General features: G+C 40.0%; 9 protein-coding genes. 6 read left to right on the top strand and 3 right to left on the bottom strand.

Features of this window, described 5'->3' with window-relative positions:
- Nucleotides 1–5: 5 nt before the first annotated feature.
- Nucleotides 6–1,304 (bottom strand): lytic transglycosylase domain-containing protein, encoded by a 1,299-nt coding sequence (locus tag ABD985_RS05820; RefSeq protein WP_345369983.1) that lies wholly within the window; start codon nt 1,302–1,304, stop codon nt 6–8.
- A gap of 162 nt (nt 1,305–1,466) precedes the next feature.
- On the bottom strand, nt 1,467–3,662 hold the full coding sequence (locus ABD985_RS05815; protein ID WP_345369982.1) for a caspase family protein: 2,196 nt from the start codon (nt 3,660–3,662) through the stop codon (nt 1,467–1,469).
- 538 nt (nt 3,663–4,200) lie between these two features.
- On the opposite strand from ABD985_RS05815, the gene ABD985_RS05810 reads away from it, so the two are divergent.
- The gene (locus ABD985_RS05810; protein ID WP_345369980.1) at nt 4,201–4,992 is read left to right on the top strand and encodes a hypothetical protein; all 792 of its coding nucleotides are present in this window, start codon (nt 4,201–4,203) and stop codon (nt 4,990–4,992) included.
- 272 nt (nt 4,993–5,264) lie between these two features.
- Nucleotides 5,265–5,729: an NfeD family protein gene (locus ABD985_RS05805; RefSeq protein WP_345369978.1), complete on the top strand. Its 465-nt coding sequence runs from the start codon at nt 5,265–5,267 to the stop codon at nt 5,727–5,729.
- Nucleotides 5,730–5,784: 55 nt separating this feature from the next.
- On the opposite strand, the gene ABD985_RS05800 is transcribed toward ABD985_RS05805, so the two are convergent.
- Nucleotides 5,785–8,193 carry an alpha-ketoacid dehydrogenase subunit alpha/beta gene (locus tag ABD985_RS05800; protein ID WP_425550437.1) on the bottom strand — a complete coding sequence of 803 codons (2,409 nt, stop codon included), beginning with the start codon at nt 8,191–8,193 and terminating at the stop codon, nt 5,785–5,787.
- A gap of 236 nt (nt 8,194–8,429) precedes the next feature.
- Here ABD985_RS05800 and miaA point away from each other — a divergent pair, with 236 nt between their 5' ends.
- From miaA to ung, 4 genes are all read left to right on the top strand, one after another.
- Nucleotides 8,430–9,374 (top strand): tRNA (adenosine(37)-N6)-dimethylallyltransferase MiaA, encoded by a 945-nt coding sequence (gene miaA, locus ABD985_RS05795; RefSeq protein WP_345369975.1) that lies wholly within the window; start codon nt 8,430–8,432, stop codon nt 9,372–9,374.
- 161 nt (nt 9,375–9,535) lie between these two features.
- On the top strand, nt 9,536–10,879 hold the full coding sequence (locus ABD985_RS05790) for an ATP-dependent 6-phosphofructokinase (RefSeq protein WP_345369973.1): 1,344 nt from the start codon (nt 9,536–9,538) through the stop codon (nt 10,877–10,879).
- A gap of 101 nt (nt 10,880–10,980) precedes the next feature.
- Nucleotides 10,981–11,979: a formimidoylglutamase gene (gene hutG, locus ABD985_RS05785; RefSeq protein WP_345369971.1), complete on the top strand. Its 999-nt coding sequence runs from the start codon at nt 10,981–10,983 to the stop codon at nt 11,977–11,979.
- A 92-nt stretch (nt 11,980–12,071) separates the two neighbouring features.
- On the top strand, nt 12,072–12,734 hold the full coding sequence (ung, locus tag ABD985_RS05780) for a uracil-DNA glycosylase (protein WP_345369969.1): 663 nt from the start codon (nt 12,072–12,074) through the stop codon (nt 12,732–12,734).
- Nucleotides 12,735–12,992: the final 258 nt, after the last annotated feature.

The following is a 12,992-nucleotide window of genomic DNA, read 5'->3' as shown; positions in this document are numbered from 1 at the left end:
AAGGTCTAATTTCTAGAGAAGAAGATTTTCTGGCGTTGCTCGCCTTCCTTTAATCCATTAAGCTTTCTAAGTCCCTCTAAGCTGATACCATAACGTTTGGCAATAGACTCCTGTGTGTCTCCTTCTTCCCAAATGTGGAAGGTAGATAGTAGAATCTCATCAGGGCTTTTTTCCAGGTAATAAAAAGCACCTTCTTCCAGAGATGCATCGGCAGTTAAATAGTTAAAAGCTAGAAACTCCATCTCGGAGATTTCTCCAGCTTGAGCGAGTTTTTCTGGTGTATCTCCTTTTTGTGCATAGATGGCTTTCAACCCATTCACTGAGATAAGGGCTCTATTTTCAGCTGTGCTATCAGGAGCAACGTCCATAATAAAAGGGTAAAGTTCTAGTACCTCAGGAACATAAACGGCTGAAGTATTACGCGTACCTTTTAGCTCTTCCTTAAAAGAGGTGGATAATGCCATAAGGACTTCTTGGTCGTCAACGCTATTGGCAGGAACTACCACAGAGTATATTTTATCGTTAGGAATGATCTTATCAGGGTTCTTGAGCCATTTATTGTATTCCTGAAGATTCTCTATTGGAGTTCCGGTAGTTGTTGAAACCTTGGAGAAAGTGGTGTTGACAAATTCCATAGGTACTAAATATGGAGGCTTGTTCTCAATATTACTATCTCCAAAGGCAAAGTAATGTGCCAAGAAGTGAATGATATAATGATGGGTATTTTCATCAACAACGATACGCATAGGATTTAGCCTGTTGTCTCGGATATAGTTTTTACAACCGGTTAGACCAAGATTGTAGCTTAATAAGGCATAGATCCACGAACCATTAAGGTATTGTGCATTTCGTTTTAGGTAAACAGCAGCGGCATGACTGGAATTATAAATATTCATACGCTCATCAACATCTACATCTTCTCGATCAGGGTCACCGTCAACTCTTAAAAGGCGTTCCCTTGCTGTCGCAATTTTAAATTGCCAATACCCCACAGCCATAGAGCGTGAAACCGCTTCAGCTCTTAGCGCACTTTCTTGTAGCGCTAGGTATTTAAAGTCGGAAGGAACACCATGCTCCTTCATGGCTTCTTGAATAATAGGAAAGTAGGTATTGCATCGTTGTGCATATTCCTGATAGTGCTTTGGGCTACGTGTAAGACTATTGTATTTTTGTAAAATCTTAGCTCTTCCTCCTTCTGTAATGGTTATATCAGAGTCCAATACCCGAACCTGAGAAGGAATTTGTGCCAAAGTTATTTGGCTACAAAGTAGGCCAAAAAGTAGTGTAAAAAGATATTTTCTCATTTTTATAATTGCGTTAAAACAATAAATACTTATCAGTGAACAGTGAGTCGTATAATTAACATGCAAGGTAGGGTGAGTAGTAAATAATTGAAAATTAATCATTGAAAATTGAAAATTAAATACCACTACACTAGTGATTATATCGACAAAGTATCAATCCCCTCACTGCTCACTGCTAGAAGTAAAGCTTGCTTGCTGAATGGACCATTTGTTCTCTATGATATTCCGATAACTTCCAAACCCTCTTTGGTTAAAGACAGATAAGTCTGTGATAGGGCGATTGGAGGTCAGTAAGATAAGGTGATCAGTGCCAAAAGGTGGATGTACCTGTATGGGAGTGTTTAGATCAATAATACTTTTGTATCGACCTGTGGCGGGGTCAAGGCCTATACGATTAATAGTATTTTCAGTACTGCTTATTTCAGGGAAAATTAAATGGAAATCACCTTGATTGGAGATACTGAAAATATATAAGAAGCGGTTACTCTTATTCCAATAAGGGTATAGTGTTGCATCTTGATGCAATACTAGGCGATAGGAATAGCCTTCATAGATATTTCCTTTCTCGAGCATCTCATTAGTAGCCATATTTTGCAATGATAATCGATAAGGAAAATGGTCTTGGTCGGGAGGTGAAGCAAGCCCTAACCAAGAGATGATATTACTAATCTTGGCAGCGTCTTCTATCATTTGTGTAGCGAGATTTCCTTCGGTATTTAGCACATGCCAATCAGAATGTAAAGGCAGGGCACTTCGGGTGAGCACACCTTCTCCTTTATACTTGATGTTGGTCCAGGTGTAAGCCAATAAACTCTGTGGCCCACTATAGTCTACTCCTCCATATACTTGGTAATGTGCTGCACTTGGAGTATTGACGATTCTAATGTTAGCCTTTTCCTTGAAGGCAGTCATTAGGTCATCATATAAATCCTTTGGGTAAGGGATATTGACGGAAAGTGTTTGTTGTAGTGACCCTACTGATCCCATGGCTTGTAGTAGCTCTTGGGCTGTAAATGATTTGCGCAGTGTAGCATGACGACCAAGTTGCCCAGAAAGCTCCCAATGATTTCCGTTAAAATTAAGGAGGATTTCAGGGCTGCTAAGGCGAGTGTCATAGTCTAATTTCACTCCCGATTTAGCTGCTTCTGAGAATGTTAAGAACAAGCTTCTAAGGTCCTGTCCTGAAAAGGATGAAGGTGGGAGGTATAGGTTAAGGATATTATTTCCTTGAGCATTCCAGCTATTCACAGGAAGCAGGGTCCCTGTAGGTACGGTAGGGCCGTGCACAACCTTTGCCTTGGCCTGTACCAGACCAATATCTGAAGTAACGATTAGCTTTGAGCTGACTCCGTTTGGGCGAATATAAGAAATCTCGCTACCGGGTTGTAAGCCGATGGAGTAGCCCCCTCCCAAGATAATGTGGTTAGGATCATCTCCTTTTAAGACAGATACCATAATACCATATTCTTTTACGGCATCTCCAAAATCCAATAAAGGTTTTTGTAAACGATCAGTGTTAGCCTCCAATACAGGGTTTTGGAGAGGGCCTGTTTGATACTCTAGAATAGAAGCTACCCTTTTGAATAAGTTGAGCACAGATTCTCGGTTATTACTGGAAAGTAAAGCATAGGAAAGCGCAAAGGTAAAAGCTCCCCTGGTTTGCTGTGTTGTAGGATCAAAGACCTCTCCAGCTTGCTCATAGTCCTGAGCTGCAGAGATCACTAACGCTCCTCTCTCGGCAAGGCTACGTGTTTTGCTAAAAGGCATCTTCAGGTCTACGCTGTAGGTTGGTGCTACACGGGGAGAGAAGTCGGCGTGGGTCAAAGTACTTCGAGATACGGAGCCACTATTGCAACTGTCAAAAATAACCGTCAATCGCCCTCCTTTATCCATAATCTGGTGTAGGTAGGCATTCAATTCCGTGTCTAGCAGATAGTAATTAACCCCTTTGTTACCATCAGATGGGACAATGGTTTCATGTTTTTGATCCGATTCAAAGAAAAGGGAGTTTCGGACTTGGGCACCATGTCCCGCATAATAAATGAATATAATATCGTCCTGTTCCGTTTGTTCGCTGAGTTGCTTAAGAGCAGCTTTTAGGGCTTGCTTGGTGGTAGTCTTTGGAGTGATCAGTTTTTGTATATGGTTGTCTTGAAATCCATATTTGGAAGTTAAGATACTATAGATGGCCTCCACGTCATTAATGGCTCCTTCTAAGTTTCTCCATTCTCCAGAAGTCCCAGGAGTACGATATTCGTTGATACCGATTAAGAGTGCTTTTTTCCCTTTAGCTTGAATGAAATGAGGAGGTGATAAGAGGAAAAGCAATAACGTTAATAGGAATAATGAGGTCTTCATGTTTTTCTGGTTTTGTTATTTAGCAAGGTAATATATGATTTTAGAGATAATACGGTAAAGTTCCAAACTTTAAAACTCCATAGTAGAGAAAGTAAAAGGTGAAAGGCGATTATATTCCTGTTTCTACGCCTTTCTTAAAAAAAATCACATCCTCAAGGGGGGATTATACCAGTCAAGCTGTTGTTTATATAAGCGAACTCTAAAAATTATTTTTATTGGATTTTTTTGACGAATAACAGAATACAGTTGTCCCTAATAAGAGAAGTAATATGCAGGAAATGGGTTGTGTAGGGGAGTCTTGTTAAGATTATATACATATGTTAATTACCCATGAATAAATGGCCTATGTAGTATTTTTTTTATAATATTTGTTTACATTTGTTTTCAAAATTTACACCATATATTAACCTAGATGTGATCTAGGTTATTGCTTAGCTAAAAAACTATTACGTGAATGTATAAGGTATTTTGTCCTTGACATTCCTACTTATGACTGTTGATTGGTCAATATCTAACTAAAATAAATCTTCTTGGTATAATGATTAGCAATCTGAAGATTCTTGTACTATCCATATTATTTACCTATTGGATTACGCCTTTATGCGCAGCAGAAATCAAGTTATCTGGCGTCTATAAGGGTAGTAACTTATATATTGAAAACCCTATTGATGAGAGTGGAACACCCTGTGTACAGGAAGTGTATGTTAACGGTAAAAAACAATTAGAATCCCCTAAACAGAGGGCCTTCATTCTGGACTTGTCTCATTTGCATAGAGATCAGGATATAGATATTCTAATAGTACACAATGAAGGATGTACACCTAAAGTGATTAACCCTAATGCCATTAAAAAAGTAGCAGGACAATTTATATTTAGCCGTTCTAAGGTAGACGATGACAAGATCGTTTGGACGACATCTGGAGAGATTGATGGAGGCTATTTCTTGGTGATGAAGTGGTTGATTAGTGAATGGGAAGAGGTGAAGATGGTGAGTGGAAAAGGAAGTGAGCGATATAATTTCTATTCTATTCCTGTGCGTCACCATGAAGGGCTGAATCAGTATAAAATTATCTACATCAAACCGGATGGAAAGGTAACAGTTTCTCCAATGCTTGAGATCAACTCTGAACAGGAAATGGTGACATTTTACCCTAAGAGAGTAGAAAAAGAGTTATTCTTCAGCCGAATGGTGAAATATTCTGTGATGGATATTCATGGTAAGGTTGTGTTGAAGGGGGAAGGAGATGTCGTAGATTGTTCGGCTTTATCAAAAGGTAAAAGCTACTATCTGACTTACGATAATAAAACAGGTAAGTTTTATAAGGAATAGAGCTGCAGCTAAAAAAGCTTGTTGTTCATAATGTTTAATTGGGCTTTGCCCGTTCATGCTGTTTAGTTGAAATATTGACTACACCCAAAGGTAAATTCAAGAACTCAACTAAACATCATGATCACAATGATGTAGTCATTGTAATTAAACATTATGAACTTTTTTATTTATTAGACTAATTGCTTTTTTATTCGTATAAATACATAAAGACAATTGAATGTATGTTTTCTTACTTTTTTGAAAGCATCGGTAAGATAAAAAATATATAGACTATGGGAGATTGGATCATGGTACTGTCCTTATTAGGATTTGGAGTGATATTATTGCTGGTGGAGTTTTTCTTGATACCAGGAACAACGATTGCTGGTGTATTAGGCTTTTTGGCAGCTTTGTCAGGAATCTATATGGGCTATGAGTTCTTTGGAGCGATGACAGGACATATGATTCTCGCCGGTACTTTAGTGGTTACCTTGGCGGCTTTTATTCAGAGCTTTCGTTCTAATACATGGAACCAATTAGCACTTAAAAAATCAATAGATAGTAAGGTCAATGAAGATGATCTTCCTTTAGAGGTCGGAGATATAGGATTGACGGTTTCTGCTTTGCGTCCATCAGGATCGGCTAATTTTGATGGAGATATCCGTGAGGTATGTACGTTTGGGCAGTTTGTCAATACCAATACTTCCGTCAGAGTGACACGAGTAGAAGGAGTGAAGATCTATGTAGAAGAAGTGTAATATTGAAAAAAAGAAAGGGCGACCCTTAGGGTCGCCCTTTCTTTTTCTCTATAAATTACTCATATAGTGGAGGGAATTGCTTAGGACTCACCTCACTCATAAGGTCGTAAATTCTATCAAATACCGTTTCTACGTTTGGTTTAGAGAAGTAATCTCCATCCGAAGAGTAGGCAGGACGGTGATCTTTGGCTGAGATACATACTGGTTGAGAATCTAAGTAGCTATAGGCTCCTTGCTCATCTACCACTTTCTGCATCATATAAGCCGTAGCTCCTCCGCTAACATCCTCATCGGCAAATACCACACGATTGGTCTTCTTGATGGATTCCACAATACTATGGTGCACATCAAATGGTAATAGGGATTGTACGTCAATAATCTCTACCTGAACACCAATTTTGGACAGTTGCTCTGCTGCATCCATTACGATTCTACACATAGAACCATAGGTTACGACAGTAACGTCATTACCTTCTCGGATGGTTTCTGGTATCCCTAATGGTGTACAAACCTCTCCGATATTAGTTGGCATTTTTTCTTTCAATCGGTAACCGTTCAGGCACTCGATAATTACAGCAGGCTCATCTGATTTCAATAGGGTGTTGTAGAAACCTGCTGCTTTGGTCATATTTCTAGGAACCAATAGGTGCATTCCTCTCAAACTGCCTAAAAGCATACTGATTGGAGAACCTGAGTGCCATATGCCTTCCAAACGGTGTCCTCTTGTACGGATAATAAGTGGTGCTTTTTGTCCACCCTTGGTACGGTATTGTAGACAAGTTAGATCATCCGCCAGTGTTTGTACAGCATAGTAAATATAATCCAGGTATTGGATCTCAGTGATTGGACGAAGCCCTCTAAGCGCAGCGCCAATACCTTGCCCAATAATGGTTGCCTCACGAATACCAGTATCTGTTACTCTTAGTTCACCATATTTTTCTTGAAGACCAGCAAAACCTTGGTTTACATCTCCAATTTTACCTACATCCTCTCCAATAGCAAATACACGAGGATCACGGGCGAGCATATCATCAAAACATGCTTGCATGATCTCTCTACCATCTACCATTGGGCTATTTTCTACATATGTAGGTTCCTCAGCCGTTATATTCAAGGCCGATTCCGCTGACTCGCTGTAAAGGTGAGAGCTATATCTTTCTTCATTTTCTGCAAGAATTTGTTTTAACCAATCTTGCATTTCTTTTTTCAAAGGAAGTTGCTCGTGGCGCATCTCACGAATAGCCTTCTTGATGCTTCTAACAGCATCCATACGAATTGGGTTAAGCGTTTTCTCCAGTTCGTTGGTGATTTGTCCCAAGGCGCTTTTCTGAGGAAGTGCTTTAGAAGCTCTTTTCAAGAGTTCCAAGGCTTTCTCATAATCTCCTTGCATAGAGTTTTGGAAAGCATCCCAAGCGGTTTTTCTAGCTTTCTTTACCTTGTCGATCGCCGCTTTTTCGATTTCTTCGATCTCGACTTCTGAAGCATACCCTTCTTTAATAACCCAAGCTTTGAACTGCGTAAGACAGTCATACTTTTTTTCCCACTCCAAACGATCTGCAGATTTATAACGCTCGTGCGATCCGGAAGTAGAGTGTCCTTGTGGTTGAGTCACTTCTGTAACGTGCACAAAAGTAGGGACATGCTCTTCACGACATACTTTTTCTGCTTTTAGGTAAGTATCGATTAGGGCAGTATAGTCCCAACCGTTCACTTTATAGATTTCGTATCCTTTGAGCTTTTTGGTACGTTGGTATCCTTTAAGGATCTCAGAAACAGAGTCCTTGGTCATTTGATAGCTGTTAGGTACCGAAATACCATAACCATCATCCCATACAGACATCATCATAGGAATTTGCAATACACCAGCTGCATTGATGGCTTCAAAGAAAAGTCCCTCGGCAGCAGAGGCATTACCAATAGTACCAAAAGCAATCTCATTTCCATTATTGGAAAATTGTGTCATGTGGTGTAGGTCCTCATTTTCTCGGTAAAGCTTAGAGGCGTAAGCCAATCCTACCAAGCGAGGCATTTGTCCCGCGGTATTAGAGGTGTCTGAACTAGAGTTTTTCTGTTCTGTAAGGTTTTTCCAAGACCCATCCTCATTAAGACTTCTTGTAGAGAAGTGTGAATTCATACAACGACCAGCACTGGAAGGATCTGCTTCTACATCAGTGTGAGCGTATAACTGTGCAAAGAATGCTTCTAAAGATAGCTGTCCAATAGCAAACATGAATGTTTGATCACGGTAATAGCCTGAACGGAAATCTCCATTTTTAAAGGCTTTAGCCATGGCAATTTGTGCCAGCTCTTTACCATCTCCAAAGATGCCGAACTTGGCCTTACCCATGAACACTTCTTTTCTACCAATATAACTAGCATGACGACTTTCTAACGCAACCCTCAGGTCATTTAGAACTTCATCCTTGGTTAATGCTCCTTTTTCGATCGTTTGCTTCACGGTAATTTTTACTTAATGTTATCAGTCAAAATAGCTTGCTCACTGCCAAAATAGGGAAAAAATACAATTATTTAAATTACATTTCCTATTGTCATAGGTAAACTTATTCCCTATATCGTATTTTTGATGGAATATTAGCATATAAAAATGGAAGTGATCAATATAAGATAAGCGTTTAATGTACACTTAAATATATAATCTTTTTTTCATTTTTTTGATTAAAAAAAACAATACTTGGAACAGTGCAGGAGGAAAGCTATAAAAATACAAGATGTAATCTAATTGTGATTACAGGACCTACCGCTAGTGGAAAAACGGCATTTGCGGCCCAGTTGGCCAGGCAGATGAATACGGAGATTATTAGTGCTGATTCTCGTCAAGTATATCGTGAGATGGACTTGGGTACAGGCAAGGATTATCAAGATTATTGGGTAGACGGCATACAAGTGCCGGTACATTTATTAGATATTCATGATCCCGGCTACAAATATAACGTACATGAGTTTGTACAAGATTTTTGGAATGTGTATGCATCCATATGGGAGAAGGGAAAGATACCGATTCTATGTGGAGGCACAGGGATGTATATTGATGCTATTCTCCGAGGATATGGATTGAGTAGTATTCCTGTGGATGAGGAGTTAAGGGATAGGTTACAGGATTGCTCTCAAGAGCAGTTGCTGGAGCAACTGGATTCTTACGATTATGGGAAGCAATTTGCTGATCGGCACCATCGAAAACGAACCATTAGGGCGATTGAGGTAGGTAAGTACCTGAAGGAACATCCAGATTTTGAGCCAGCACAGCTTCCTTATCCTTTGTGCCCATTAGTTATAGGAATGCATGTAGAGCGTGAGACCCGAAGAGAACGTATTACACAAAGACTGTATGAGCGTGTAGAGGAAGGAATGATTGAGGAAGTACAGCAGTTGATGCAAAAAACTACAGCTGAGGATTTGATGTACTATGGATTGGAGTATAAGTTTATCACCCAGTACTTGTTGGGGGCACTGGATAAAGCCACTATGCTATCTCGTTTGGAAACGGCCATTCATCGTTTTGCCAAGCGACAAATGACCTGGTTTCGCAAAATGGAAAAAGATGGAGTCGATATTCATTGGATTCCTTCCCTCTGGCCCTTGAAGAAGAAACAAGAGAAAGTAGAGGGTTTATTGAAAAAGTTATAAAAATTAATAGATTTGTTAAATTATCAATGATGCAACATACAGGAGGCGAATTGGAGATTATTATATTATTTTTTTGATAATATTTATCATCCTTTTAATGCGTAGATTCCTGCATTTTTGCATTACGCCACAAGCAATCAAACCAAGAAAAAAACTTAAAAATGAATATTGATCAATTTTCAGCAGAAGATTTCCATGTACAAACATTAGGCGACTGCGCCATTACAACACCACTTGTACACACTTACGATACTCCAGATTATTCTCACGATTTTGCCAAAGATGACCAACGTGTCCTTTTTGATGCCTCTGTGGAGGGATTCAGAAAAGCAGTAGAGTCTGGCGAAGAGCCTATTTCCTTTGAGGTAGCGGGGCCTAGAGAGAAGATTTATTTTACACCAGCCAATACAAAAGCGGCCATCGTGACTTGTGGCGGTCTTTGTCCTGGGTTGAATAATGTGATCCGTAGTATTGTGATGGGATTGTATTATCGTTACGGTGTTCAGAATATTGTTGGAATTCCTTACGGATACCAAGGGTTGAATCCAGCGTATAATCACAAGTTTATCAATCTTGATCCAGAAGTAGTAAAGGATATTCACCTGTTTGGAGGTTCTATTTTGGGATCATCCAGAGGACAGCAGGATATTGGTGTGATGGTGGATACATTGGTGCGTAATAACGTTAATATGCTCTTTACAATTGGTGGAGATGGTACCCTAAGTGGTGCACACGCCATTGCTGAGGAAATTAAGCGCCGCAACCTGAAAATTGCTGTGGCAGGGGTTCCTAAGACAATTGACAACGACGTTAACTTTATTCAGAAGACATTTGGCTTTGAAACAGCCTTTACAACAGCAGCCCCAATTCTTCGTGATGCACACAATGAGGCAACGGGAGCTTACAATGGTGTTGCGATCGTAAAATTGATGGGTAGAGATTCTGGTTTCATTGCGGCGAATGCAGCGATGGCCATGCCAGACGTAAACTTTGTACTGGTACCAGAGAACCCATTTGAATTGGAAGGACCACACGGCTTCTTGCCAGAGCTAAAGAAAAGGGTGCAAGAGAAAAAGCATGCCTTGGTGGTCGTTGCTGAGGGAGCTGGACAGAACTTGTTTGAGAATCTGAGCGAAGAGGAAGTAAAGAAAGATGCTTCTGGTAATATTCGTTATAAAGATATCGGACTGTTCCTGAAAGATAAGATTACAGAATACCTAACGAAGGAAGGTATGGACCCTACGGTGAAGTATATTGATCCATCGTATATCATCCGTTCAAAGGCAGCGAATGCAAGTGATAGTATCTTCTGTTCTAAGTTGGCTTTGAATGCTGTTCACGGTGTGATGGCAGGAAAAACGGATTTCGTAGTAGGTCGTTGGCACCATAGCTTTACTTACCTGCCAATTCCTGTATGTACAAAAACACGTAAGAAAATCAATATTAATGGGGACCTTTGGTGGAGTGTCTTGGAGACTACAGGACAGCCTCCAATGATGAAATAATTCCAGAGGTATTCAGGAAAAAATTATATATTTGATTAGATTATTAGGCACATGTCTTCGGCATGTGCCTTTGTATTATACTAACCCTAAAGTTAAAAGCTATGGAGGATGCTAAAAATTATAAAGCCATAGATCCCTCGTTTTGGGAGGGGAGAATAGATGGAACAGCCTGGGAGGATATGCGTTGGCATCAGGTTGTACAGGCCATTGATTTGAGTCAAAAAGAATTACCAATTTTACAGCCTGCAGAGAGGGGTGTTGTGCTAATTGGTTTTATGTGTGATGAAGGAGTACGTCGTAACAAAGGGCGTACGGGAGCCAAGAATGGTTCTTATGATTTACGTAAGGCTAGTATGAATCTTCCGGTACATTTTGATGATCAACTGAAATTGATTGACGGAGGAAATATAGAATGTAACGATAAGGATATGGAAGGGGCGCAGGAAACCTTAGGAAAGGTAGTCGCCAAAGTCCTGAAAGCGGGTTATAAACCTATCGTACTAGGTGGAGGACACGAAGTGGCTTATGGGCATTATCTGGGGATTAAGGAGTTCATGAAAGAAAAGCATCCTGATAAAAAACTAGGGATCGTGAACTTTGATGCCCATTTTGATATGAGAGAACTGGAAGAAGGAGTAGGAAGTTCAGGTACACCATTTTTGCAGATTGCTCGCGATATGGAGCAGGAAGGGAATGAGTTTCATTATCTCGTATTAGGCTTACAAAAAAATAGCAATACCAAGCGCCTTTATCAGACTGCTGAAAAGTATGGGGTATCCTATGTTACAGGAGATAAGTTCAATGAAGGATATCGCACGAAGGTGTTCCAAGAAGTAAGTGATTTTGTAGATAAGGTAGACTTCATCTATAACACGAACTGTTTGGATGTATTTTCGTCAGCTTATGCTCCAGGTGTAAGTGCTACGGCATTTACAGGGATTGTACCGGATGCCTTCTTTACCAAGACATTCAAGAAATTGTACAAATCCCAAAAGGTAATCACTTCAGATATTGCTGAACTAAATCCAGAATATGATAAGGATAGACAGACCGCTAAACTAGCGGCAGCGCTTACTTTTATCATGGTCGGAAATGCGTAAGTTTTTATAAGAAAGTTTATCGCTTATTGCTTATCGTTTCTAAACGATAAGCAATAAGCGATAAACTTTATATTCCCTATAATCAATAAACGATGGACGTAAAAATAGCACCCTCATGGAAAGAGGCTTTGGGCGCAGAGTTCGAGAAGCCTTATTTTCAGGAGTTAGTCAATTTTGTAAAGGAAGAATATCAAACACAAACGATTTATCCTGCCGGGAAGCACATCTTCAATGCCTTCAACCACTGTACTTTTGAGGATATTAAAGTAGTCATTTTAGGGCAAGATCCTTACCATGGCCCAGGGCAAGCCAATGGCCTTTGTTTTTCCGTAAATGATGGGGTTCCTTTTCCTCCTTCTTTAAGAAATATCTTCAAGGAAATAGAAAATGATTTAGCGAAAGAGGTTCCTTCTACCGGAAATCTTGAACGTTGGGCGGACCAGGGTGTTCTATTATTAAATGCTACCTTGACGGTAAGAGCACATCAGGCAGGTTCTCACCAGAATAGAGGATGGGAAACCTTTACGGATGAAGTCATTAAGCAAATTGCAGAACAGTGTGAAGGCGTTGTGTTCTTGTTATGGGGGGCTTATGCCCAGAAAAAAGGAAAAGTGATTGATAAGAGTAAACATTTGGTCTTGCAATCGCCGCATCCTTCTCCTTTATCTGCGCATAGAGGCTTCTTTGGTAATAAGCACTTTAGCCAGGCGAATGAGTATTTGGAGCAACAGGGCAAAGCACCTATCGAGTGGTAATAAAGTTGAGGCGGCTTGCGCCGCTGGTTGAGTAGCACTGCGTGCTGTTGAGTTTCACCTTCGGTGAGTTGAGTTTTTTAATGATTCAAATGACCGAAGGTGAAATTTAAAAAATGATGTCATGGGTCTAATAGAAAGTTCAAATGCCTGAAGTTGACATTCGATAAGTGATATCATAGACTAATTTAGACTCATATAAAAAGCTCAACTCACCGAAGGTGAAACTCAACAGCGAAGCGCTCAACCAGCGGCGCAAGC

The organism is Algivirga pacifica (assembly GCF_039543525.1).
Classification (GTDB): Bacteria; Bacteroidota; Bacteroidia; order Cytophagales; family Flammeovirgaceae; genus Algivirga; species Algivirga pacifica.
The sequence above is the reverse complement of the archived record's forward strand: the minus strand, read 5'-3'. Positions and strand labels throughout refer to the sequence as shown.

Excerpts from the sequence above, each read along its gene's own strand:
- ung (WP_345369969.1), top strand. The coding sequence starts at position 12,072 with ATGGACGTAAAAATAGCACCCTCATGGAAAGAGGCTTTGGGCGCAGAG.
- ABD985_RS05820 (WP_345369983.1), bottom strand. The coding sequence starts at position 1,304 with ATGAGAAAATATCTTTTTACACTACTTTTTGGCCTACTTTGTAGCCAA.
- ABD985_RS05815 (WP_345369982.1), bottom strand. The coding sequence starts at position 3,662 with ATGAAGACCTCATTATTCCTATTAACGTTATTGCTTTTCCTCTTATCA.
- ABD985_RS05790 (WP_345369973.1), top strand. The coding sequence starts at position 9,536 with ATGAATATTGATCAATTTTCAGCAGAAGATTTCCATGTACAAACATTA.
- hutG (WP_345369971.1), top strand. The coding sequence starts at position 10,981 with ATGGAGGATGCTAAAAATTATAAAGCCATAGATCCCTCGTTTTGGGAG.
- ABD985_RS05805 (WP_345369978.1), top strand. The coding sequence starts at position 5,265 with ATGGGAGATTGGATCATGGTACTGTCCTTATTAGGATTTGGAGTGATA.
- ABD985_RS05810 (WP_345369980.1), top strand. The coding sequence starts at position 4,201 with ATGATTAGCAATCTGAAGATTCTTGTACTATCCATATTATTTACCTAT.